Origin of the sequence: Halomonas marinisediminis, assembly GCF_004347715.1 — a bacterium.
Lineage (GTDB): Bacteria > Pseudomonadota > Gammaproteobacteria > Pseudomonadales > Halomonadaceae > Halomonas > Halomonas icarae.
In genome coordinates this window covers 128,899-151,200 of record NZ_SLTR01000003.1, presented here as the reverse complement: position 1 = coordinate 151,200, position 22,302 = coordinate 128,899, and the positions used below count along the sequence as shown (strand labels likewise).

The 22,302-nt window shown below is 65.9% G+C and carries 22 protein-coding genes and 1 riboswitch; of the genes, 5 read left to right on the top strand and 17 right to left on the bottom strand.

Annotated features, from left to right (window positions below; all coding sequences use genetic code 11):
* Positions 1-6 precede the first annotated feature (6 nt).
* The 3 genes from E0702_RS03995 to E0702_RS03985 are packed head-to-tail and all read right to left on the bottom strand — an operon-like array spanning position 7 to position 2,323.
* On the bottom strand, positions 7-462 hold the full coding sequence (locus tag E0702_RS03995; protein ID WP_132041682.1) for a thioesterase family protein: 456 nt from the start codon (positions 460-462) through the stop codon (positions 7-9).
* On the bottom strand, positions 462-1,418 hold the full coding sequence (locus E0702_RS03990) for an L-carnitine dehydrogenase (RefSeq protein ID WP_132041681.1): 957 nt from the start codon (positions 1,416-1,418) through the stop codon (positions 462-464). The genes E0702_RS03995 and E0702_RS03990 overlap by 1 nt, the downstream gene beginning before the upstream one ends.
* Positions 1,415-2,323 (bottom strand): 3-keto-5-aminohexanoate cleavage protein, encoded by a 909-nt coding sequence (locus E0702_RS03985; RefSeq protein WP_132041680.1) that lies wholly within the window; start codon positions 2,321-2,323, stop codon positions 1,415-1,417. Before E0702_RS03985 ends, E0702_RS03990 begins: the two co-directional genes overlap by 4 nt.
* Before the next feature lie 199 nt (positions 2,324-2,522).
* Here E0702_RS03985 and E0702_RS03980 point away from each other — a divergent pair, with 199 nt between their 5' ends.
* The 3 genes from E0702_RS03980 to E0702_RS03970 all read left to right on the top strand — a co-directional run bounded on the left by E0702_RS03980 (position 2,523) and on the right by E0702_RS03970 (position 5,814).
* Positions 2,523-3,290, top strand: a complete 768-nt coding sequence (locus tag E0702_RS03980; protein ID WP_132041679.1) for a TSUP family transporter — start codon at positions 2,523-2,525, stop codon at positions 3,288-3,290.
* Positions 3,291-3,401: 111 nt separating this feature from the next.
* On the top strand, positions 3,402-4,826 hold the full coding sequence (locus tag E0702_RS03975) for a serine hydrolase (RefSeq protein WP_132041678.1): 1,425 nt from the start codon (positions 3,402-3,404) through the stop codon (positions 4,824-4,826).
* A 112-nt stretch (positions 4,827-4,938) separates the two neighbouring features.
* Positions 4,939-5,814 carry a DMT family transporter gene (locus tag E0702_RS03970; RefSeq protein WP_132041677.1) on the top strand — a complete coding sequence of 292 codons (876 nt, stop codon included), beginning with the start codon at positions 4,939-4,941 and terminating at the stop codon, positions 5,812-5,814.
* A 40-nt stretch (positions 5,815-5,854) separates the two neighbouring features.
* Here the strand turns inward: E0702_RS03970 and thiE are convergent, their stop codons facing one another.
* From thiE to E0702_RS03935, 7 genes are all read right to left on the bottom strand, one after another.
* Entirely contained in the window at positions 5,855-6,469 is a 615-nt protein-coding gene (thiE, locus tag E0702_RS03965) for a thiamine phosphate synthase (protein ID WP_132041676.1), read from the bottom strand.
* Positions 6,459-7,280 (bottom strand): hydroxyethylthiazole kinase, encoded by an 822-nt coding sequence (thiM, locus tag E0702_RS03960; RefSeq protein ID WP_132041675.1) that lies wholly within the window; start codon positions 7,278-7,280, stop codon positions 6,459-6,461. The genes thiE and thiM overlap by 11 nt, the downstream gene beginning before the upstream one ends.
* Before the next feature lie 32 nt (positions 7,281-7,312).
* Positions 7,313-7,411: riboswitch (TPP riboswitch) on the bottom strand.
* An 88-nt stretch (positions 7,412-7,499) separates the two neighbouring features.
* Positions 7,500-8,885, bottom strand: a complete 1,386-nt coding sequence (nhaD, locus tag E0702_RS03955; RefSeq protein ID WP_240721663.1) for a sodium:proton antiporter NhaD — start codon at positions 8,883-8,885, stop codon at positions 7,500-7,502.
* 401 nt (positions 8,886-9,286) lie between these two features.
* Positions 9,287-10,672, bottom strand: coding sequence for an ATP-binding protein (locus E0702_RS03950; RefSeq protein ID WP_132041673.1), 1,386 nt, complete (start codon positions 10,670-10,672; stop codon positions 9,287-9,289).
* A complete protein-coding gene (locus E0702_RS03945) occupies positions 10,669-11,349 on the bottom strand; it encodes a response regulator (protein ID WP_132041672.1) in 681 nt (226 codons plus the stop codon). Before E0702_RS03945 ends, E0702_RS03950 begins: the two co-directional genes overlap by 4 nt.
* 41 nt (positions 11,350-11,390) lie before the next feature.
* Positions 11,391-11,897, bottom strand: a complete 507-nt coding sequence (locus E0702_RS03940; protein ID WP_132041671.1) for a C40 family peptidase — start codon at positions 11,895-11,897, stop codon at positions 11,391-11,393.
* 52 nt (positions 11,898-11,949) lie between these two features.
* Positions 11,950-12,294 (bottom strand): hypothetical protein, encoded by a 345-nt coding sequence (locus E0702_RS03935; RefSeq protein WP_132041670.1) that lies wholly within the window; start codon positions 12,292-12,294, stop codon positions 11,950-11,952.
* A 279-nt stretch (positions 12,295-12,573) separates the two neighbouring features.
* On the opposite strand from E0702_RS03935, the gene gloA reads away from it, so the two are divergent.
* A complete protein-coding gene (gloA, locus tag E0702_RS03930) occupies positions 12,574-13,107 on the top strand; it encodes a lactoylglutathione lyase (protein WP_132041669.1) in 534 nt (177 codons plus the stop codon).
* A 112-nt stretch (positions 13,108-13,219) separates the two neighbouring features.
* Positions 13,220-14,188 carry a glycine betaine ABC transporter substrate-binding protein gene (locus E0702_RS03925; RefSeq protein WP_132041668.1) on the top strand — a complete coding sequence of 323 codons (969 nt, stop codon included), beginning with the start codon at positions 13,220-13,222 and terminating at the stop codon, positions 14,186-14,188.
* Positions 14,189-14,337: 149 nt separating this feature from the next.
* Here E0702_RS03925 and E0702_RS03920 read toward each other — a convergent pair whose 3' ends face one another.
* The 7 genes from E0702_RS03920 to E0702_RS03890 all read right to left on the bottom strand — a co-directional run bounded on the left by E0702_RS03920 (position 14,338) and on the right by E0702_RS03890 (position 22,301).
* Entirely contained in the window at positions 14,338-15,018 is a 681-nt protein-coding gene (locus tag E0702_RS03920; protein ID WP_132041667.1) for a Fe2+-dependent dioxygenase, read from the bottom strand.
* Positions 15,019-15,130: 112 nt separating this feature from the next.
* Entirely contained in the window at positions 15,131-17,347 is a 2,217-nt protein-coding gene (locus E0702_RS03915; protein WP_205741875.1) for a TonB-dependent receptor, read from the bottom strand.
* A 121-nt stretch (positions 17,348-17,468) separates the two neighbouring features.
* Entirely contained in the window at positions 17,469-18,668 is a 1,200-nt protein-coding gene (locus E0702_RS03910) for a lipocalin-like domain-containing protein (RefSeq protein WP_132041666.1), read from the bottom strand.
* A 121-nt stretch (positions 18,669-18,789) separates the two neighbouring features.
* Complete coding sequence (locus E0702_RS03905; protein ID WP_132041665.1) at positions 18,790-19,281, bottom strand: cytochrome c3 family protein; 492 nt, start codon at positions 19,279-19,281, stop codon at positions 18,790-18,792.
* A gap of 15 nt (positions 19,282-19,296) precedes the next feature.
* Entirely contained in the window at positions 19,297-21,171 is a 1,875-nt protein-coding gene (locus E0702_RS03900; protein ID WP_132041664.1) for an FAD-dependent oxidoreductase, read from the bottom strand.
* 54 nt (positions 21,172-21,225) lie between these two features.
* Entirely contained in the window at positions 21,226-21,771 is a 546-nt protein-coding gene (locus E0702_RS03895) for a cytochrome C (RefSeq protein ID WP_205741874.1), read from the bottom strand.
* 5 nt (positions 21,772-21,776) lie between these two features.
* Positions 21,777-22,301, bottom strand: coding sequence for a methylamine dehydrogenase light chain (locus E0702_RS03890; RefSeq protein ID WP_132041663.1), 525 nt, complete (start codon positions 22,299-22,301; stop codon positions 21,777-21,779).
* Position 22,302: the final 1 nt, after the last annotated feature.

Below are 22,302 nucleotides of genomic sequence, written 5' to 3'. Positions count from 1 at the left end.
CGAGTGTTAGCGCCGAATGCCGATGGTGCGGCCCGCCAGGGCCGGCCATGCCGAGGCTTCCGCCTGGGGCAGGCTGGCGATGGCCTCTACCACCTCCGGCGGGAAGGGCGACGGTCGGCCGCTCGCCTGATTCATGCCCATCAGCATCTGCTCGCTGGTCGCCAGCAGGTTACCCTCCTCGTCGTTCAGCTCCAGGAAGACATGCAGGCGCTTGGCGTCACGATCCAGCAGGGTCACGGCGACGTTCAGTGGCTGCCCTTCGTGGGCCTCGCGGCGATAGCAGAGGTGGGTCTCCAGGGTGTAGATCGTATAGCCGTGGCGCTCGCGTCCTGCGGCGTCCAGGCCGATATGATCCATCAGCGCCTCCAGCGCCAGGGAGAACACCCGGGCATACTCGGCGTCGTTCATATGGCCGTTGTAGTCGACCCACTCCGATGCGACACGGCTCTCCAGGATCACCATCAGATGCGTCCCTCGAGGCCTTCGGCCTCGGGCCAGTACTTCTGCACCAGGTCGAGCAGCTCGACCAGGAAGTCATCGCGACGGCGATCGAGCTCGGCGACCGGCCGGCCGGCGGCCTGATGCTCGCAGCCATCGACCACCCTGTCGATCAGCTCATCGGTGAGCTCGGGAGCTTCCAGCTTGGTCCACGGCAGCTTCAGCGCCGGGCCGAACTGTTCGAGCATATGCCGCATGCCCTGCTCGCCACCGGCCAGATGGAAGGTCAGGAAGGTGCCCATCAGTGACCAGCGCAGGCCGCAGCCGTAGACCACGGCGGCATCGATCTCCTCGGTGGTGGCCACGCCATCGTTGACCAGATGCAGCGCCTCGCGCCACAACGCCTCCATCAGGCGGTCGGCGATATGCCCCTCGATCTCGCGACGCACCACCAGCGGGCGCATGGCCAGATCCTGGTAAAGGGCCTGGGCGGCCTCGATCTGCGCGGTCTCGGTAGCCTCGCCGCCGACCAGCTCCACCAGCGGCAGCAGATAGACCGGGTTGAAGGGGTGGGCGACGATCACCCGGCCGGGCGCCTTGGTGCAATCCTGCTGCAGATCGGTCGGCTTGAAGCCCGAAGTGGAAGAGCCGATGATCGTACCCGGCGCGGCGGCGGCATCCAGGGCGGCGAGGATTTCGCGCTTCAGCTCGAGTCGCTCGGGGACATTCTCCTGGATCAGGTCGGCACCCTCGACGGCTTCTTCCAGGCTCGCGACGAAGCGCAGCCGCTCGGGGCTCGCGCCGTCGGCCAGTCCGAGCTTCTCAAGCGAGCTCCAGGCGTTGTCGACGAAGGCGCGGGTGCGCGCTTCGGCCTCGGGAGCGGGATCGAAGGCGACCACGTCCCAGCCCTGGGCCAGGGCCCGGGCGATCCAGCCATTACCGATGACGCCGGTGCCGATGACGGTCAGTTGCTGGCTCATGCTTCACCTCCCACGACCTTGCCGGTGCTCGGATCGCGCAGCTTGAGGTGCGCGCGGGTCTCGGCCGGTGTCATGACACGCCCGCCGAGGGTCTCGATAAGGTTGCCGGCCTTCTCGACCAGGCCGCCGTTGGTGGCCAGCACGCCCTTCTCGAGGTAGAGGTTGTCTTCCAGGCCGACCCGGGCGTGGCCACCCAGCATCATCGCCTGGGCCACCATCGGCATCTGGTGACGACCGATGCCGAAGGCCGCCCAGTTGGCGTTTTCGGGCAGCTTGTTGCGCATGGCCAGCATGGTCTCGGGGTCGGCCTCGGCGCCCCAGGGGATGCCCAGACAGAGCTGGTAGAGCGGGTCCCCGTCGATCAGCCCCTCCTGCTGCAGCTGGCGGGCGAACCAGACGTGGCCCAGGTCGAAGCACTCCAGCTCCGGCTTGACGCCGGCTGCCTGCACCAGGCGGGCGTGCTCGCGCAGCCAGTCGGCGGTGTTGATATAGACCATATCGCCGAAGTTGAGGCTGCCGCAGTCCAGGGTGCACAGCTCGGGCAGCAGTTCGCCCACCGGCTCGTGGCGCTGGGCCGGGGTCTGGATATCGGTACCCGGGCCGCCGCGGGTCGGGTCCTCGACATCGGGGATCCAGTCGCCACCGCCGCCGGCGGTGATGTTCATGACGATGTCGACGTCGGCCTCGCGAACGCGCTCCATCACTTCACGGAAGTGGTCCAGGGAGTGGCTGATGCCGCCGGTCTCCGGGTCGCGCACGTGGATATGCGCAATGCTGGCGCCGGCGCGAGCGGCCTCGATGCAGTTATCGGCGATCTGTTGCGGGGTGACCGGCACATTGGGGTTCTTGCCGGTGGTGTCGCCGGCACCGGTGACGGCGCAGGTCAGAATAACGTTGCGGTTCATGCTCCGCTCCCTGTGTTGGAGGATTTGACCCGCATAGTGTGGCCAGCCATCGCTGCATATTGTTGGCGCTAAGCGACATATGGTTGACTAAAGACGACATCTTTGGGGCCCGAAACGGAATACACTCAATCAATAGGGGCCTGCGGAGCGCTTTCTCGCTACCCTTGGACGCCGCAATAAATCCTCCCCGGGAGCCCCAATGCTGCTGCTCGACCTGCTGTCGCCGCTCTCCGCCGGCATCAATCTACTGCTGATCGTGATCTCCGTGTTTACCTCCGCCTTTACCGCGGCGGTAGGGGTTGGCGGCGGGTTGCTGCTGATCATGGCTCTGGCCCAGGTGATGCCGGCGGCGGCGCTGATCCCGGTGCATGGCATGGTGCAGACGGGCTCCAATGTCGGGCGGGTAGCGCTGACCTGGCGTCATGTCGACCGCAAGGTGATTGCGGCCTTCCTGCCCGGGGTGGTGTTGGGTGCCCTGGCGGCGGCCTGGCTACTGATACGCCTGCCTGCCGGGTTGCTGGAGCTGTGCATCGCCGCCTTCGTGCTCTACAGCTGCTGGGGGCCGGGCTTGCCCAGGCGTGCCCTCGGGCGTGCCGGGGTGCTGCTGGCCGGCGCCCTGACCACGCTGCTCTCCAGCCTGGTGGGTGCCAGTGGGCCCCTGGTGGCCGCCTTCATCAAGCAGGGTCAGGCCGACCGGCTGACCAAGGTGGCTACCTTCTCGGCCTGCATGAGCGCGCAGCACCTGACCAAGGCCTTCGTGTTCGGCATGGCCGGCTTTGTATTCCGCGACTGGCTGGGGCTGATGCTGGCTATGATCGCATCGGGGTTCCTTGGCACCTGGCTGGGGCTGCGTCTGCTGAGTCGACTCTCGGAACACCGCTTCGACATACTGTTCAACTGGGCGCTGACGCTGCTCGCGTTACGGTTGGTGTGGCTGGGAGCGTCACGTCTCATGGGGTGGAGATAAAGGAGAATGCCTCTTTTTTTGGCGACTGCCACTGTAAACTGACGCGTTGCTGGCCATAATGCCTTTAGAATCCTCAGCTAAAGCGTTTAGGGACACTCGAGGGAGAACACTATGGTGACCGCGATCATGGCCATGGGCCGCTCACGGCGATTGGCATTCGGGCTATTGGTAAGCCTGGGGGTGCTGCTGGCCGGGGTGGCGCAGGCCAACCCTCGCTATGCGGCCATCGTCGTCGATGTGGAAAGCGGCGAGATTCTGCATGCCGCCAACGCCGAGGAGACGCGTTACCCGGCCTCCTTGACCAAGATGATGACGCTTTATCTGCTGTTCGAGGCGATCGAGGGACGAAGCCTGAGCCTGCATCATGCGCTGCCGGTCTCCTCCTATGCGGCCGGAAAGCCGGCCTCCAAGCTCTATGTCAAGGCAGGCTCCACGATCCCGGTGGAGACCGCCATCGAAGCGCTGGTGATCAAGTCGGCCAATGATGTGGCCGTGGTGGTGGCCGAGGCGCTGGGCGGTAGCGAGGCCAACTTCGCCCGCATGATGACCGACAAGGCGCGTGAGCTGGGCATGAGTCGCACCACCTTCCGCAATGCCAACGGTCTTCCCGACGCCGGCCAGACCACCACCGCCCGCGACATGGCGACCCTGTCGCTGCGTCTGATGCAGGACTTCCCCCAGTACTATCACTACTTCTCGCGCACCAGCTTCGACTGGAAGGGCAAGACCATCACCGGGCACAACCGCCTGCTCGACAACTATGCCGGTGCCGACGGCCTGAAGACCGGCTTTATCCGCGCCTCGGGGTTCAATGTGGCGACCTCGGCGGTGCGCGACGGACGTCGGCTGGTGTCGGTGGTCATGGGAGGCTTCACCGCGGCCTCCCGCGACGCCCATATGGCGGACCTGCTGAACCGCGGCTTCGTGCGGGCCTCGCTGTTCGGGCGCGGTGACTGGGTCGCCCAGGCCGACTTCTCGGGTGAGCGCATGGATATGCCCCGGACGGCACCGCTTCCCAGCCGCACGCTGCCATCGGTGCCGCCGGCCGTGCAGGTGGCTAGCCGCCAGGAGCCAGAACCCAACGCTCGGGTCACGCGTCGCCTGCAGCCCGAGCCGGCGCCGGCGGTTCAAGTGGCCAGCCTGGAGGCGCCTGAGCCGCTGCCCCGTGCGGCCTCGGCGCTGCCAGAGACCGCGCAGGGCTCCGCCAACGACCCGATCCGCGAACTGATCGGCCAGGCCGATGCAGCGGTCACCCGCACCACCCAGCGCCTCGAGCCGCTGGGGCGTAGCGGCAGTTGGGGTATCCAGGTCGGCGCCTTCAGCAGTCCCGATAACGCCCGCAACCTGGCAGGCCGTGCCGCCGATCGACTGGCCAGCGATCTGGCCAATGCCCGCGTGGATGTCCATGAGGTACCCGGGCCGCAATCGCTGTTCCGTGCTCGCCTGGTCAATCTCGACGAGAACCAGGCCTATCGCGCCTGTCGCAGTCTGGTTCAGGATGGCATCGATTGCATGGTGGTCAACGCCACCCTCTAGTTCTTGCCGTTTGCCTGCGAACCTTCTAGCCTGATCTCGATACCACCCCGTCGATCCCTGATCGGCGGGGTGGTGCTTTTGTCACGCTTGAGGAGCGGGAAGGGGAGTCGCGATGTCTGAGTCGTTCAAGGGAATCGGCTTCATGTGCCTGGGGGTGTTCTGCCTGGCGCTAGGGGATGCCATCACCAAGTGGCTGGGTGAAGTGCACTCGCCGCTGCAGATCATCTTCTTTCGCACCCTGGTGTCGTTGCCGCTGATTGCGCTGATCGCGCGTTTCAATGGCGGCCTGCGCACCCTGACTACCCGGCGCCCCGGTGTGCATCTACTGCGTGGGCTGATTTTCACCAGCACCATGATCTGCTTCATGTGGGGGCTGACCCTGCTCCCCCTGGCCGAGACGACCGCCATCGCCTTCGCCGCCCCGCTGTTCGTCACCCTGCTCTCGGTGCCGCTGCTGGGTGAGCGGGTCGACCGGCCGACGCTGCTGGCCACCACGCTGGGCTTTGTCGGCGTGCTGGTGGTGGTGCGACCCGGTGGAGAGAGCTTCCAGCTGGGCGCCCTGGTAGTGGTGGGCGCGGCGGTGTTCTACGCGCTGATGATGATCACCGCACGACGCTACGGTAGCCGCGAGCACCTCTGGGCGCTGGTGTTCTACAGCACCCTGGTGCCGCTGCTGGTCTCTGCCACGACGCTCCCCTGGGTGTGGCAGATGCCAGCCCCGCTGCACTGGCCGGCCTTCCTGGTGGCGGGTTTCCTCGGCGTGGGCGCCATGACCGGACTGACCCTGGCCTTTCGCTACGCACCGGCCGCCCTGGTGGCGCCCTTCGACTACACCGCGCTGCTATGGGCGGTGCTGCTGGGGTGGTGGTTCTGGGGCGAGGTGCCGGACATCTGGGTCTTCGTCGGCGGCAGTCTGATCATTGCCAGTGGCCTGGCAATCGCCTACCACGAGCGGCGCACCTCGCTCGAACGGCGTCCGACCGCCTGACTCAGGCATCAGGCGGGGCAGGCTTCAGTCGGGGCATGATTTAGTTGGGATTGAAGGCACGTGCCGCGGCCTCCGGGTCCGGCATGCCGCAGATCGCCGAGATCACCGCCAGCCCCTGGGCACCGGCCTGGCGCACCGCCTCGGCGTGCTCCGCCTTGAGCCCGCCGATGGCCACGCTCGGCAGGGGGCTGGCCGCCACCAGGCTGGCCAACCCTTCGAAGCCCAGGGGAGCCGCATGGTCGTGTTTGCTGGGGGTGGCGAAGACCGGGCCGAGTCCCAGATAGTCGAGACGCTCGACGTCGAGGCGGGCCATCTGCTCCAGGGTCTGCACCGAAAGCCCCAGGATCGCCTGTTCCCCCAGTGCCGCTCGAGCCGCCGCTACCTCGCCGTCGTCCTGACCGATATGCAGGCCATCGGCGCCACTCTCCACCGCCACCGTCAGACGGTCATTGATGATCAGCGGCACGCCGCTGCCGGCAAGCGCTGCCTTCAGTCGCCGGGCCTGGTCGATCAACTCGCCGTCATCGGCGTGCTTGTCGCGCAGCTGGATCACCGTGGCGCCACCGCGCACCGCGGCCACGACGGTCTTCTCCAGGCCATGGTCGGCACATAGGATCGGGTCGGTCACGAGGTACAGGGAAAGATCAAGGCGCATCGGACACCTCCAGAGTGGGCAGGGTGACAAGCTGGTCGTGGTCGAGGGCGTAGAGGGCGTCGAGGAAGGCCACTGCAAAGCTGCCGGGGCCTGTTGCGGTGGTACCGGCGCGGCGCCCCGCCTCGCCGTAGCAGGCCAGCGCCGCCGTGGTGGCGGCAAAGGGATCCTCGGCGTCCACCAAAAAGGCGGCGACTACCCCGGTGAGGGCACAGCCCAGGGTGGTGACCCGGGGCATCAGGGGGTGGCCGCCCGAGATCCGGGCCAGGCGCCGGCCATCGGTGACCAGATCGATCTCTCCGGTGACCGCCACCACCGCGGCGGTGCGGCGCGCGAGGCTGATCGCGGCCTCCTCGGCGGCCTCTATGGGGTCGCTGCTGTCGACCCCACGCCCGCCACTGCCCTGGCGCTCCAGGGCGAGGATTTCCGAGGCGTTGCCGCGGATCACCGTCGGCCGGCATTCCAGCAGGCGCTGGCCCGCCTCGCGACGATAACGAGTGGCGCCCACCGCTACCGGGTCCAGCACCCAGGGCCTGCCCGCCAATTGTGCGGCCTCGGCGGCCTCCTCCATGGCATCAAGCCAATGGGGCGAGAGAGTACCGATGTTGATCGTCAGTGCATCGGCCAGTGCCGCAAACTCGGCGGCCTCCTCGCGGGCATGCACCATGGCCGGCGAGGCGCCTAGCGCCAGCAGCACATTGGCCATGGGGTTCATGGCCACCAGGTTGGTGATGTTGTGAATCAGCGGCGCCCGCTTGCGCAGGCGCGCCAGGTGGGCGGCGGAGTCGATCGGTCCGCGGGTGGCGGTAGTCATCATTCCTCCCGGGCGTGGGAGGTGCAGCCGCTGGAGCGGGCTGCACGACTCCCTACGCCGGCATGATCCGGGTCAGGTTCCAAGGGTACGTCTCAACCGCGGTGGATGCCGCAGCGCCCCTGTCGTGGGCATCACTATCCCTGCCCCGGATAAGCCTGTAAAGCCTGGGCATCGAGCCTAGAGCCTGGAACCTGGAACCTAGAACCTAGAACCTAGAACCTAGAACAGGGAGTGATTGATCATCAGGTGCGTCGCCACGCTGGCCGCATAGCCCAGGGCGATGGCGGGGGCCCAGCGTAGATGACCGGCAAAGGTGTAGATCCCGCGAGCCTGTCCCATCAGTGCCACGCCGGCGGCGGAGCCCATGGAGAGCAGGCTGCCACCGACACCGGCGGTCAGGGTGATCAGTAGCCAATGGCCCTCGGACATGTCGGGTGCCATGGAGAGCACGGCGAACATCACCGGAATGTTATCGACGACCGCCGAGACGATGCCCAGCACGATGTTGGCCCACAGCGGGTTCCAGCCACCGTAGAGCGTCTCGGAGAGCAGCGCCAGGTAGCCCATGAAGCCCAGTCCGCCCACGCACATTACCACGCCATAGAAGAACAGCAGGGTATCCCACTCGGCGCGGGCGATACGGCTGAAGATATCGAAGGGCACCACGCTGCCGAGTTGTTCGAGCTTCTTCCAGTCGCCGCGTTGAGCATAGCGGGTGCGTTTTCTATCCAGCGAGCGCGGCAGGCTGCGGCGCAGGAAGTAGCCGAAGAACTGGAGCATTCCCAGGCCGAACATCATGCCCATCGCCGGCGGCAGGCTGAGCATCGAGTGGCACAGCACCGAGATGGCCACGGTGAGCAGAAACAGCAGGATGATGCGTCGAGCACCGCGCTTGAGCCATACCTCCTCGGTGAGCACAGGCGGCTTGCGGTTGCGGATGAAGAAGTTCATGACCAGCGCCGGCACCAGGAAGTTGACCAGTGAGGGCGCCAACAGCTGGAAGAATGCGCCGAAGGGCAGCTGACCGGCCTGCCATACCATCAGCGTGGTGATATCGCCGAACGGGCTGAAGGCGCCCCCGGCATTCGATGCCACCACCACATTGATGCAGCACAGCCGAATGAAGCGGTCATCACCTTCGGCCACCTTGAGCACCACCGCGCACATCAGCATGGCGGTGGTCATGTTGTTGGCGACCGCCGAGATCCAGAAGGCCAGGAAGCCGGTGATCCAGAACAGGCTGCGATAGCTGAAGCCCTTGCGCACCAGCCAGGCGCGCAGCGCATCGAAGACTCGGCGCTCCTCCAGGGCGTTGATGTAGGTCATCGCGACCAGCAGGAACAGCAGCAGCTCGCTGTACTCGAGCAGCGTCTCACGGAAGGCGGTTTCGGCCTGCTCGGGCAGCCCGGCGCCGGTATAGGCCCAGGCCACCAGCGCCCAGATCAGACCGGCGGCGACCAGCACCGGCTTCGACTTGCGCATATGCAGCACTTCTTCGGACATGACCAGGGCGTAGGCGAGCACGAAGAGGGCCACCGAGAGTACGCCGACGCCTGATCCGGTGAGATCGAGGGGGCCGGCGTTGGCCATGGCCAGCGAGGGCATGGTCAGGCAGCAAAGACCAAAAAGGAGAAACGCGCCGAGGCGGGAAGGCGCTTGGCGAAGGGTGTATCGGGAAGATGTCATGGTGGTAGTGAGGCGTCGGGGGGGAAAGGGAGGCGACAGGATAGGCGACCTCGCCTTAAGGCTGCCTTAAGAGAAGCCTGAGAATCTGCCCTCAAGGGCTGATTTAGGCCTTTCAAGAGGATATTTCTGTGCTCAAGGCCATTTTTTGGTGTTTCCTGGTGCTGTTTTCGCAGTTGGGGCTACTGCACTATGTCGACAGGCGGGTGTTGGGGATGACGTTTGGAGGAGGTGAAGCTGGGGGCGAGACAGTGCCGACCGATGGGGAGCCGCAAGCGTCGTTGGCCGACGAGTAGGGGGAGATTGCGGAGGGGCGCGAAGGCTCAGGCGTCTCGGGGCAGCATCGCCACGACACGCAGACCACTCTCGGGAGCGGGGCCGAGATCGAGCGTGCCGCCGTGGCGAGCCAGCAGGCGCTCGACAATGGAGAGCCCAAGGCCGGCACCGGCTCCGGGGCCGGCGCGATGGAAGCGTTCGGTGACACGCCCGCGCTGCGCCTCGGGAATACCGGGGCCTTGATCATCCACGCACAGCCACAGTTGGGTCTCCTCGGCACCAAGCGTTACTGTCACCCGGCCACCATCCGGACTATAGCGCAGGGCGTTGCCAACCAGGTTCTGTACCAGGATACCGATGGCGCCCGGCTCGGTGGTCAGCTGCCAGTTATTGGACTCATCGGCGACGAGATTCAGGGTGAGGCCCCTTTCGATGGCCAGTGGTGAGAGCTCGGCCAGCGCCTCACGTACCTCGACCAGCAGATTGCCTTCGATGCGAGGTGCCGACTCCTGCCCCACCGCCTCGGGTTCCAGGCGCGCCAGGGTCAGTAACTGAGAAACCAGTCGAGTGGCTCGGGCTACGCCGCCGCGCAGCTCGTGAAGCGCCTCGTGACGATCGACGGAGTCCTCGGCGGCCAGCGCATTCTGTGCATGAAGATCGAGCACCGCCAAGGGAGTGCGTAGCTCATGGGCAGCATCGGCGATAAAGCGCTTCTCGCGCACCCGCAGTTGACGGATGCGCTCCAGCAGACGATTCAGGGCGCCGACGATGGTGTCCAGCTCGCGTGGAAGGGGATCCATCAGCAGCGGCTGCAGGTTGTGAGGGTCCCGCTGGTGGATTGCCAGCGCCAACCGCGACAACGGACGCAACCCCCAGCCGATCGCCCACCACAGCAGCAGTGCCAGCAGTGGCAGACCGACCAGGTCAGGCAGCAGGGTGCGTAAGGCCACGGCGCGAGTCAGCTCGCCGCGCATATCGTCGCGTTCGGCAACCATCATTCGTCGAGTCGAGTCGGCCACGCCGTGGACATAGACGCGCCAGGCATGGCCTGCCACACGACTGTCGACATAGCCGGATGACCGGTCGGTGAAGGGCTCTGCTGGGGCGCTGGCCGACCGCATGACCAGCCGCTCATCCTCCCATAGTTGAAAGGCCAGCCGGCTTAGGTTGCGCTGGTCGGCCACGCGCTCGTCCGACGATTCGGCACGCAGCAGGGCACTCTCGATACTGGCCAGCAGGGCCGCGCGCTGGTCGTCCGGCAGTGGTGTCTGCATCAGTCTCTCCAGCAGACGGGCGTTTCGCGCCAGGCTGGCATCGTAAAGCTCCTCGATCTCGTGAGCGGCATAGCGGTAGCTGAACAGACCGATGGCCAGCATGCTGATGCCGAACACCAGCAGTACCAGGCTCAGGGTGCGCCGGCGGATGGAGGTCACGCTTCACGCTCCTGTGATGTAGGGTCCAGCACGTAGCCAATGCCACGCACGGTGCGAATCAGGCCAGGGAACAGCTTGCGGCGCAGGTGATGAACATGCACCTCGATGGCATTGCTCTCGACATCTTCCCCCCAGCCATAGATCAGGCGGGTTAGGGTATCGCGGGTAAAGACCCGCCCGGGATGGCTCATGAACTCCTGCAAGAGAGTGAATTCGCGGCGAGACAGGGTGATCGCCTGCCCTTGGTAGTATACCTGGCGCCTGGTAGGTTCCAGCTGAATGCCACGGCACTCCAGCAGCGGTGTTACCTGGCCCTGGCTGCGACGTAGCAGGGCACGCAGCCGCGCCTTGAGCTCGGCGACCTCGAAAGGCTTGACCAGGTAATCGTCGGCGCCGGCATCCAGGCCTTCGATGCGATCATCCACGGCATCCCGGGCGGTGAGTACCAGTACCGGCACTCGGTTGCCGCCGAGCCGAGTGGCTTTCAACACCCGTATGCCGTCGAGTCCTGGCAGGCCAAGATCGAGAATCACGGCATCGAAGGGGTCATTGTTCTGTAGGGCGGCTAGCGCCAGGGTGCCATCGGCAAGGTGGTCCACGGTGTAGTGTTCAGTCTTGAGGGCCAGGCGGATGCCCGAGACCAGGCTTGGATCATCCTCCACCAGCAGGATGCGCATGAGGTCTTCTCTCCTTACGTGCTGGCTTGCGAGATGGGGGCTCAGGGTGCCAGGGCGGCGGCGCCAAGAAAGCGCTCCTGCCAGTAGGCGATCTCCACCGGCGAGGTCTCCACTCTTCGACCACGACCGGGGGCGTGGATCATCTGCCCATTGCCGCGATAGATGCCGACATGGCTGGCCTTGCCGCCTCCGCTGGTGTCGAAGAACAGCAGATCCCCCGGGCGGGCGCGGTCCACCTTCGGCAGCCGACGAAACTGGTCGTCGGCGGTACGTGGGACGGCAAGGCCCGCGGCCTGGTAGGCCAGTTGGACCAGGCCCGAACAGTCGACGCCGGTGGGCGAGTTGCCGCCGAAGCGATAGGGCGTGCCGAGGGTGCGCTCGGCCGCGGCGAGTATCAGTACGCGATCGATGGAGAGCCCTTCGCCAGGCGGCGGGTCTTCCACCGCCAGTTGCTTGCCGGCACAGCCGGTAAGCAGCATCAGGGTCATCAGTAGAACGACCAGCCGTGTCGATATCGGAGGCAGGTGAGCGGAGAGGGCAGGGGGCATTCGGGCTCCATGCGGGCGGCAAGTTTGCCCCTAGCCTAGACCGCCGGCTTCATTAACGGAAGGCGATGCGCGTGCCATAGGCAAGCATTTCATCGGGAGTCACGGCATGGCCGGGCACTCCGATCATCTCGTCGCCGCACTGATCGGACCAGGTCAACACCCCATGACTCAGCCCCAGGCTGCCAAGCAGGTCGCGAATCTCTCCGGTCCCGAGAAAGGTGCGGGTGTTGCCCTCGGCGTCGGCGAGCTCACAGACGCCTGTGCTGTGATGAAAGCGCACCGTATAGATGCCGTCCATCGATTCTATCTCGACGACAGGTGTGAAGCCGTGACTCAAGGCGTTGGCCAGCTGTTTCAGGGTGATACGGTCGTGAAGGTCGTAGGCGTGGGCGTTCATGGGCAGGCCTCGAAGGTTGATCCAGCCGAACGGCTAGTGGAAAACATACATCCCTGTATAGGAAGTGTAGAACTATTGTGGCGCCATACAAGCAGGATTTGGCCATTCTCTGGCAATTTTCGGAGGGGAAGCATGTAAAAGTAATGCGTTGTATAGCTTTTATATACAGTGCTGATGTATCGCTGCTGTGTATCCTGCTTGTTCCGCGTGATTCGGGTGGAAACCTGCCGTCGTCGCCCCCATGTCTATGCTCACATTCGCGCAACACAGGAGAGACCCATGAGCTTTCAGGGTGAACAGCATCCCGGGGTAAAGGCCCCCGCGGCCGAGACCGATGGCTTCCGCCTCAATCACACCATGCTGCGGGTCAAGGACCCCGAGAAGGCCCTGGCCTTCTACTCGCGGGTATTCGGCATGTCGGTGGTGCGCCGCCTCGATTTCGAGGAGATGCAGTTCTCGCTCTACTTTCTGGCGCGGCTGGAGAAGGACGACGTCGTGCCCGAAGAGGCCGGCCAGCGTACCGTCTGGACCTTTAGCCAGAAGGGACTGCTGGAGCTGACCCACAACTGGGGCACCGAGGAGCAGCAGGACTTCGCCTATCACGACGGCAATGCCGAGCCCCAGGGCTTTGGACATATCTGCTTCAGTGTGCCGGATCTCGAGGCGGCCGAGGCGTGGTTCGACGCCAACGATGTCGAGTTCATCAAGCGCTCCGATCAGGGCAAGATGAAGAACGTGGTGTTCGTGAAGGACGCCGATGGCTACTGGATCGAGGTGGTTCAGGCCGACCGTCTTGCCGCGATGGGCGACTGAGGTCGCGCCGGCGGAGGGGCGCTTCGTGGAAGTTGGCGTTTTTGCCCTCCACGTTGGAGGGCGATAAGGTAAGTTCATGACCATTCATGGCATGATCTGCCAAGGAGTATTGATGAATCTGCCACGTCGTCCTATCACCCTTACCCTGGCTGGCGCCTTGCTGACCGCTCCGCTGGCCATGACTGCTCAGGCCGAGGAGCCAGCCGCGGTACGCTTCTCAGTGCCGCCCTGGCCCGGGGTGACGGTCAAGACCGAGCTCGCCTCACAGCTGCTGAATGCACTGGGGTACGAGAGCCAGTCACAGGAGGTGGGCTCCACCATCACCTATCAGGCGCTGGCCCAGGGTGAGCTCGACGCCTTCCTGGCCGCCTGGCTGCCGGCCCAGCAGGGCATGTACGACACCGCCATGCAGAGCGACAATCCGTTGGTCGACCTGGGCACCAACGTCGACGGTGCACGGCTGGGCTTCGTGGTACCCACCTACGTCTATGACGAAGGCTATACCTCGGCCGAGGATCTCTGCAGTGAAGAGCTGCGGGACAAGGCCGGCGGTACGCTCTACTCCATCGAGGTGGGCTCGGGTACCAGCGAACTGCTGGCCGGGATGCAGGACAACGGCACCTACTGTCTCGATGAGTGGCGTCTGTCCGAGACCTCCACCACCGGCATGTTCAGCCAGGCCAAGGCGAGCATGGATAGAGACGAGTGGATCGTCTTCTATGCCTGGACGCCCCACTGGGCAAGCATCGAGTATGACATTCGCTTCCTCGATGACCCTGAAGATGCCTGGGGGCCGGATGGTGGCCGCAGCGACGTTATCTCGCTGGTTACCAGCCGCTTCGCTGAAGGAAACCCCAATGCTACTCGGCTGCTCGACCAGCTGGTATTCAGCGCCGATGACCAGAGTGCGATGATCTACGGCTTCAGCTACGAGGAGCGTCCGCCCGAGGAGGTGGCCCTGGAGTGGCTGCGCAACAATCCCGAGCGGGTCAAGGCCTTCCTGGAGGGCGTGACCACCCGTGATGGGGAACAGGACGCCTGGCCGGTGGTTCAGGAAGCGCTGGAGATTCCCGACGCCTGAACCGGTCGCTGAGGCGCTGCCCATCGTTGCCGTATCGAGGCCGCCTACGGGCGGCCTCGATGCTTTGGAAGCATCGTGAACCAGCGTCACGCCGTTCGGCGACGGTCCTGGCGCGCGGCGGGAGTGCCTGATCCGATGGGCTTACACAGCTAGAGTGCCCAGCGGCGCAGCAGGTTGTGGTAGACCCCGGTCAGCTGGATGCTGGTGGCGTGGTCGGCCCCGAGCTGCTGGTGGGTCTGCTGGATGGCCGTGTCCAGGTCAAACAGCAGGCTACGCTGGCCCTCGTCGCGCACCATGCTCTGAATCCAGAAGAAGGCGCCGAGGCGCGCGCCACGGGTCACCGGGGTGACCCGGTGCAGGCTGGAGGCGGGATAGAGGATCAGGTCTCCCGCCGGCAGCTTGACGCTGTGCGCGCCATAGGTGTCCTCGACGACCAGCTCGCCGCCGTCATAGCTGTCGGGGTCGCTGAAGAACAGCGTTGCCGACAGATCGGTGCGCAGGTACTCGCCGCGCTGGCGATCCATGCGCATGGCGTTGTCCACATGCAGTCCGAACGACTGCCCGCCCTGATAACAATTGAACAGCGGCGGAAATATCTTGGCCGGCAGGGCGCCGGCGACAAACAGTGGATGGCGCTCCAGCGCTGCCACCACCACCCTGCTTAGTCGCTGGGCGACCTCGGCCTCCTCCGGCAGCTGCAGGTTGTGCTTGGCCAGTGCCGACTGGAAGCCGGCGGTGGACTTGCCATCCTGCCAGGGCGCCTGGAGGAGCAGCTCGCGGCACTCGGCGACCTGTGTCTGATCGAGCACCTCGGGGATATGCAGCATCATGAGTCACGGCCCTCTCGAATGAAGCGTGCCCGACCCCTGAGCGGGGTCGGGCGAGGAAAGACAACGGGCGTCACGGCCGGTTGATCAGAAGCGCTGGGTCAGAAGCGCTGGGTCAGAAGCGATAGTCGAGTGTCAGGATACCCGCGCGACCGTCGCCGATCTCTACCGCCGAGCTGCGCGACGCGGTGCCGGGGCGCGGACGCACACGCTCGACATACTCCTCATCGAGCAGGTTGTTGACGTTGAGCTGGGCGCTGAGGTTGTCGGTCACCCGATAGGCCAGCATGGCGTTGTGCAGCCAGTAGCTATCCACGGTGGCGGCCACGTCGGAGGCAACCTGCCGCTCGCCCACATAGCGGGCGCCATAGCCCAGCTGAAGGTCCGGAGTGACATCGTAGGTCGTCCACAGATTGAAGCTGTGATCCGGCGTGTTGCCCAGGGAGTGACCGACGGGGTCGCGGCCGTTGGCTTGAGGGTCGGCTATCGACTTGCGTGTCTCGCTGTCGAGATAGGTGTAGTTGGCATAGACGCCCCAGGCATCGGTGAGCTGGCCGGTAACGCCCAGCTCGACCCCCTGCACCCGCTGCTCGCCGGCCAGCCGGAGGTCGTCGTTGGCATCCTGTTCACGCACGTTGTCCTTGTCGACTCGGAACAGCGCGCCCTCCAGGCCCAGGCGACCCCCCATGAACTCCCACTTGGTGCCCAGCTCCCAGGTCGAGCTCTCCTCGGGCGACAGGTTCTCGCCACCATTGCCCCGGGGCAGGCCGCCCGAGGTGGCCAGGTTTTCCGCCGAGGGGGTAAAGGAGGTGCCGTAGGCCAGGTAGACGCGGCCGTTGTCTGCCGGCTTGTAGACCACCCCGGCGCGCCCGCTGAGCTCCTTGTCGCGGGTGGATTGACGCTCGTCGCTCTCCTTGTCGATCGCCTCGCCGTCGATCCAGTCGTGACGCAGGCCCAGGCTCAGATCCCACTGCGGGTCCAGGGTGATGGTATCGAATACATAGAGCGCCTGATTATTCAGCGTGGCCTCGTTGGCGCCACGCGGCGTATAGGTGGTGCCGCCGTCCCAGCGGCCCGGTGGGTTGGAGAGGTCATAGCCGCCGTCGGGGTAGGGGTGCGCATCGCTACCCAGGCCCAGATTGGAGGCCGTGCGGTCGTAGGTCTCGCGGGACACCTCGGCGCCCACCAGCAGCTCATGCTCGAAGCCTGCGGTGTCGAAGCGGGTGGTCAGGTGGGTCTGGTTGATCCACATCTCCGTGGTCACATCGCGACGATAGGCCTGGGGGCCGGCCGGCTTGTAGTGTCCCGGCGCCAGGCCGTCGCGATCGACGTGCGACGCCGAAATCGTGGTATCCCGGTCGAGATGGGTGTAGCGCGTCTTGTTCTCCAGCCGCGTCCTGTCGCTGATATCGTGCTCCAGGGTGAGCGTGGCGATATTGCTCTCTATCCTCTCCTCGTCGAGATTGCGCCAGCCGTAGTAGGCCTCGTGATCGACACCGGGCAGCACCTTGCCGTTCTCCGCGGGCAGGCCGTAGTCCGGCAGGTTGTCATCCTCCTGGTAGACATAGCTCAGGGTCGCACGGGTGGCGTCGCTCAGCCCCAGGGTCAACGAGGGCGCGATGCCAAAGCGCTCGCGGCCGATATCATCGCGGCCCGGCACATTATTTTCATGGGCCATCAGGTTGAGGCGCAGGGCACTGTCTTGACCCATGCCCTCCAGCGTCTGGTTGGCATCGAGGGTCAGGCGGCGGTAGTCGTCGCTGCCCAGTCCCAGGCCGGCATCCACGAAGCTGCGGTTCTTGGGGGTCTTGCTGACCATATTGACCACCCCGCCGGCGGTGCCCGCGCCGCCGAATACCGAACTCGGGCCCTTGATCACCTCGACGCGCTCGGTGTTGAACATATCGGTGCGGTTGTTCTGGCTGCTGTCGCGCAGTCCATCCACCTTCATGTTGGCGTTGGCACTGAAGCCGCGGATGTTGATCTTGTCACCCGAGCCGCCGCCGCCCTCGCCGGCGTCGAAGGTGATGCCCGACACGTTGGAGAGCACCTGGCGCAGGCTCAGTGCCTGCTGCTCCTCGATCACCTGCTCGGGCACCACGCTGACCGTCCGGGGCGTATCCAGCAGTGGCTTGACGTACTTGCCGGATGCCGAACGCTCGCTCTTGTAGCCGGTATCGCTGTATTCGCCGATCACCGTCAGTGAGTCGAGCTCTATCGCCTCACTGGACTGGGCCATGGCGGGGGCGGCGGCCGAGGCCATGGCGAGACCCGCCGCCGAGGCCAGAAGACGATAGGGGGAGCGTTGGACGGAGGTGATGCCAGGTTTCACTGCACAGTTCCTTGTCAGAGGAGGTGGTGGAAGAGAACTATTATCAGAAAGCGACACATTCTCATTTGCACCAACTGCACAGTCAATCACTTTTTTCCCATATTCTCTGCCGAATGCTCGCTCAGTAGCCGGTCATCTCGAGATATCCGACTCCCACTCGTTCGCCGCCATCATGATCGCGGGCGACCACCTCGCCCTCCCAGTAGGGCACGGTGGTCTCCATCCAGCGCTCGGCGTGGGGCGTCTCCACGATCAGGTCGAGGTCGCGTTCGGGCACCTTCAAACGCCAGCGGGTTGGCATCTCGCGGCCCGCCACGCGGGTGGTGGCGAGCGGGGTCATCGCCAGCTCCTGCGAACCCAGCGGATGGGTGGTGCCATCCGCCAGGATCCAGCTGCCGGAGCGGTAGTCACCACCGTCGTCTCCGCCGCCACGCAGCCGGAAGGCCATCAGGCGGTTGCCGCTGTCGAGATGCAGCGAGAACCAGTCCCAGCCCGTCTGGTCGGGGCTCAGCAGCTGGCTGCTCCATTCGCGGTCGAGCCAGCCTCGGCCGCTGACCTCGCGTGTCTCGCCGGCCAGGGTCACCTCGCCCTCGATATGCCAGAAGGGTTGGCTGTAGTAGTGGGAGCCCTGACCGTCGGCCGACTTCTGACTGAAGCCGCTGTCGCCATGCCGCACCAGGGGCCCTTTCGCCGTCAACTCGAGGCGATAGCCGAAGCGTTTGTCGCCTTCGCCGTCGAAGGCGGTGAGCCTCAGCCGCTCGAAGGTGTCGGCCTCGGGGTCGCTGACGTCGCTGGCCAGTGCCCAGTCGTCGATCCAGGCCCGGAAGGGGTGGGCGGTCGCGCCGGCCTGGCTGGCCGCCTGTTGGGGAGGGGCCGCCGAGTGGCTGCGCGCGAAGCGTTCGCTGACGGCGTGCTGCCCACCCCGGGAGACGGCCATATGCGCCATCCATAGCTGGTCGGCCACCCAGGGGGCCGGCTCGGGGGGCGTCTCCCTGGGTGGCGCTCCCGGCGGCAGCAGCGCCTGGCGGAACAGGGTCCACTGCAGCCCCAGCGGCTCGCCCTGCTCATCCTCCAGGTTGGCGGTGAGATACCACCATTCGATGCGGTAGCCGGGGTGTGCACCGTGATCCGCGGGAAAGTGCAGCGGCGTGTCGGGGCTGGCCTGCATGTAACCGCCATCGCTCTCGCCCAGCCCGGCGAAGCCGGCGCTCGAACGCTCGGGTGGGGCGTCGTCGCATCCGGCCATGGCCAGAAGGGCCCCCAGCAGTGATCCCAGCAACAATACCGGTCGCCAAGACCGCCAGATAGCATGAACCGGCATGCGTATCGCTCCTCGAGGTAGATGCCCCCTACAGTAGCGCCGTCGCCTGCCGGTGGGAACGGCCTGGCGGCTCGCTGTAATCGAGGGGTGCCTCTTAGCCCGGAAGCGGCGCAACGCCCGGCTAGTCAGCGGGCCTGGGCCGGGAGATGACCCGGTCATGATAGCGGTGGCAGCTTGCGCAGCTGTTGAAGTCGAGCCCCAGGTGATAGTCGTGTTCGGTGACCATGCCGGCATGGCATAGCGTGCATTGATCGGCGGGCAGCGCGCTGGCGAAGCCGTCACCGGCGCGAACATGCCCGTTATGGCAGTCCAGGCAGCCATCCGGTCGGGTGTGCCAGGGGGAGTCACCGCGGCCAACGACGGAGAGGTACTCAGGCGAGTGGGCTCGCTGCTCGCCGAGCACTTCCTCGTGGCAGCCCTGGCAACCGATGCGCAGCGTGGCCTGGCTGCTGTTGATGCCGAGATGGCAGTCGGCGCACTCGAGGCCGGCATGCCCCCGGGAGAGCGGTGCCGGGCTGGCCGCGTGCTGCCATTGACCCAGCATCAGCAGGGCGGCGCCGGCCAGCAGGGCCAGCAACAGGCCGATAAACAGAAGGCGTTGGCTGGAGATCATCGTCGGTATGCGCCCTCAATATTGATAGATGAACACCAGATGCAGCAGCGTCGCCACCAGCAGGAGCAGCGTGGCGACCCGATGGCCGAGCCGCAGGAGGAGCCGCCGCCGGTGCAGCATCGCCAGGGCTCCGCTCAGCACGACCAGCAGCATCAGTGCGACGAGTCCGGCATTCAGGCCGGCGCCGCTGGAAAGGCCGCCCAGGGCGTGAAGTGGTATCAGCAGCAGGGCGCTGCCGCCCAGCAGACCATGCCACCAGTAGCGGCGGGGGCCGCCGCGGATCACCAGCGTCAGCAGGATGGCGAGAAGCAGCAGATAGCCGCTGAGCTCCCGGACGATGGCATCGGTCATCAGGCGGTAGGCCATGAAGGCATGCCCCGGGAGCACGCTGTCGGGAACCGACCAGACCGGCAGCGCCCCCAGCACGCCGACGAGGAGCAGTGTCGCCACGGCCAGCGACCAGCGCATCAGGCGGCTGCGCCACGGGCGTCGGCCGGCCAGGCTGGCGATCTCATCGAGGCAGTTGCCGCAGTAGTCGCCTGCCCGGGTGGCCCGACGGATCATCGCCGTCTCGCCGCCGTGCTCGGCGATGGCCGCCCGAATGGCCGAGTGGCGAACACCGGCACAGCGACAGATCAGGGGGTCGGAGGTGTGGCGCGGTGGCAGCCAGGCCAGCCAGCGCAGTCCCACCATGTCCGTTCGGCCGAGTGCCCCACGGTCCGACCAGCGCTCGGTGAGTCGCCTGGCCTGAGGGGAGGGCAGCAGTGCCTCGAAGGCAACGAGGCGCTGCTGATGTAGCGTCGCGCGCAGTACGCGGCCTCCGCGTCGAGCCGTGAGCGTCTTCCCCTTGTTGGGTGTAGCGCTTGAGGTCGAGACCGATGGCGGGTGGGTCCCGGCCACGACCAGCCGGGTGTCGTCTCCCAGCCGGCACTCCCGATGCAGCCCTTCCGGGGGCGCGGGTGGCGGCTCGCCACCGGCTGCGGCGAGGGCCAGATCGGCGAGGTGAAGGACGTTGGTAATATGGCCCCGCATCGATGGCCAGGGCGGCTGGGCGCAGTCGCCCACGGCGAAGATCCTGGGGTCACTGGGGCTACGCATGTCGGCATTGACCAGAATGCCCTCGTCGGTGGCGAGCCCCGCCTCCCGGGCCAGGCGCGTATTGGGGGAGATGCCGCAGGCCAGCACGATGCGTCGTGTCATCAGGGTCCGGCCGTCTGCCAGCACCACGCCGGTCACCCTGTGACGGCCCAGCAGGCGATGCGGCGGCGCCTGCTCCAGTACCCGGACACCGCGTATCTCGAGATGCCGAACGACGCTGGCGCCGATGTCGGGGCTTAGATAGCGCCCCAGCAACCGGCGGCGGGCGACCAGGATGACGCTGACGCGCTCTGCCGCCAGGGCGGCGAGCTCGACGGCCAGCAGGCCGCCGCCCACGATCAGCAGAGGTTCCCGATGATCCATGGCGTCGAGCAGGGTGTCGAGCTGGCGGCGGGTATAGAGAGGCTGCACTCCGGCGAGTCGGCTTCCGAGGAGAGTGGGCCAGCGGGGCGAGGCGCCCAGGGCAAGGAACAGGCGAGAGTAATCATGGGCCTGGCCGGTCTCGTCGATGACCCGGTGGTTATTCCGATCGATCCTTACCGCCCGGCGTCCGGAAAGCAGGCGGAGCCCTGCTGTCGGCGGCAAGGGGCCGGGGTTCGGGGGCGTGTCCGGAGACACGCGAGCGGAGTGAGAGGGATCGAAGGGTAGATGGGCGAGCAGTTGCGGACGCGCCTCGGTGGCCTGGGGGCTATCGGGGTCGGCGTCCAGCACCAGCACCTCCTCGTGCCGGGCCAGTCGGCGCGCCAGGTGCATGCCGGCAGGCCCGGCGCCGATGACTATCGGCGTGGCCACAAATGAGCTCCCCGTTGTCGGCCTGGGCAAGGATCGCCCCTTGCGGCGCTGCCGCTAGGGGCGATCCTTGAGGCCATCATGAATGGCAATGTCCTTGGCCCGCATGCGGTCGAGCAGCACATCGCGGGTCTCCTCGACCTTGCCGAGGGGCTGGGCGCGCAGTGCCGCCACCTCCTCGGCGGTGTAGGGCGTGAACTCTTCGGGTTTGCTGGTGCCGGCGATGCCGTCGGTGATGATCCAGTTGATCAACTCGGCCAGCTGGTCGTCGGCGAAGCTCGAGTAGGCCGAGCCGGGCACCTGGACTAGGAACTCCCGGCCGCCTTCGACCGACAGGAAGTGGCCGACGAAGTCCTTCATGCGGGGAATGTCGTTCTTGCGCTCGCCTTCGCCATCGCCCAGGTGGCAGCCGCCGCATTCGAGCCGGTAGTAGACCTCGGGGCGGTAGACCATCTGGTGTGGTGGGGCCGGTCGTATCTCGTTGCCCGGTGCCGGCTTGGTGTTGGGCATGGGCAGGCTTTGTGCGGCCAGCGAGCTGGCCGCGATCAAGCTGAATAGTCCCACCAGCGTTCTGGCGCCGTTGGAAATACGTAGCGTCATCATGGCAATCAGGTGGCTACCCCTTGAATGACCGTGATGGTGCAGACATAGGTGTTGCTCTCCGCACCGATGCACCAGTTGATGTCGTTGTTGTTGAATGGCCGGTAGATCGGCTGCTCGCTGTCGTTACGGTTACAGGCACACTTGCCGCACGGCTGGTTTCCACAGCAGTCGTTGTAGGAAATGATGTAGTCGCGACCGTCCGCCGGGTTGCGACAGGTGCCCACCCAGGCCACTCGGGAAATATCGGTGCCCGGGGGGCAGGAGGTCTTGCTGCCACCGCAGCAGCTGCACAGGTAGCCGTCGATGGAGCAGTAACGCCAGTAGTCGCACGAGGTGGGGTCGCCCGGGTCGCCGGGTTCGCCCTTCTCGGCCGCATGGGCGTTGCCGGCGCTGCGGTCGATGGGCAGGATCAGCGGCAGGGCGCTACCGGCTACCATCCAGGAGCCCAGCTTGAACAGGGTGTTGCGGCGGGAGGTGGAGTGGGCCACACGGCGTGAAGTACGTTCGAAGAAACGGTCGAGTAGGCTCATG

What these genes read in the sequence shown, in the direction of transcription:
- E0702_RS03995 (WP_132041682.1), bottom strand. Translation starts at nt 462, where the DNA reads ATGGTGATCCTGGAGAGCCGTGTCGCATCGGAGTGGGTCGACTACAAC.
- E0702_RS03990 (WP_132041681.1), bottom strand. Translation starts at nt 1,418, where the DNA reads ATGAGCCAGCAACTGACCGTCATCGGCACCGGCGTCATCGGTAATGGC.
- E0702_RS03985 (WP_132041680.1), bottom strand. Translation starts at nt 2,323, where the DNA reads ATGAACCGCAACGTTATTCTGACCTGCGCCGTCACCGGTGCCGGCGAC.
- E0702_RS03980 (WP_132041679.1), top strand. Translation starts at nt 2,523, where the DNA reads ATGCTGCTGCTCGACCTGCTGTCGCCGCTCTCCGCCGGCATCAATCTA.
- E0702_RS03975 (WP_132041678.1), top strand. Translation starts at nt 3,402, where the DNA reads ATGGTGACCGCGATCATGGCCATGGGCCGCTCACGGCGATTGGCATTC.
- E0702_RS03970 (WP_132041677.1), top strand. Translation starts at nt 4,939, where the DNA reads ATGTCTGAGTCGTTCAAGGGAATCGGCTTCATGTGCCTGGGGGTGTTC.
- thiE (WP_132041676.1), bottom strand. Translation starts at nt 6,469, where the DNA reads ATGCGCCTTGATCTTTCCCTGTACCTCGTGACCGACCCGATCCTATGT.
- thiM (WP_132041675.1), bottom strand. Translation starts at nt 7,280, where the DNA reads ATGACTACCGCCACCCGCGGACCGATCGACTCCGCCGCCCACCTGGCG.
- nhaD (WP_240721663.1), bottom strand. Translation starts at nt 8,885, where the DNA reads ATGCCCTCGCTGGCCATGGCCAACGCCGGCCCCCTCGATCTCACCGGA.
- E0702_RS03945 (WP_132041672.1), bottom strand. Translation starts at nt 11,349, where the DNA reads ATGCGCATCCTGCTGGTGGAGGATGATCCAAGCCTGGTCTCGGGCATC.
- E0702_RS03940 (WP_132041671.1), bottom strand. Translation starts at nt 11,897, where the DNA reads ATGCCCCCTGCCCTCTCCGCTCACCTGCCTCCGATATCGACACGGCTG.
- E0702_RS03935 (WP_132041670.1), bottom strand. Translation starts at nt 12,294, where the DNA reads ATGAACGCCCACGCCTACGACCTTCACGACCGTATCACCCTGAAACAG.
- gloA (WP_132041669.1), top strand. Translation starts at nt 12,574, where the DNA reads ATGAGCTTTCAGGGTGAACAGCATCCCGGGGTAAAGGCCCCCGCGGCC.
- E0702_RS03925 (WP_132041668.1), top strand. Translation starts at nt 13,220, where the DNA reads ATGAATCTGCCACGTCGTCCTATCACCCTTACCCTGGCTGGCGCCTTG.
- E0702_RS03920 (WP_132041667.1), bottom strand. Translation starts at nt 15,018, where the DNA reads ATGATGCTGCATATCCCCGAGGTGCTCGATCAGACACAGGTCGCCGAG.
- E0702_RS03910 (WP_132041666.1), bottom strand. Translation starts at nt 18,668, where the DNA reads ATGCCGGTTCATGCTATCTGGCGGTCTTGGCGACCGGTATTGTTGCTG.
- E0702_RS03905 (WP_132041665.1), bottom strand. Translation starts at nt 19,281, where the DNA reads ATGATCTCCAGCCAACGCCTTCTGTTTATCGGCCTGTTGCTGGCCCTG.
- E0702_RS03895 (WP_205741874.1), bottom strand. Translation starts at nt 21,771, where the DNA reads ATGATGACGCTACGTATTTCCAACGGCGCCAGAACGCTGGTGGGACTA.
- E0702_RS03890 (WP_132041663.1), bottom strand. Translation starts at nt 22,301, where the DNA reads ATGAGCCTACTCGACCGTTTCTTCGAACGTACTTCACGCCGTGTGGCC.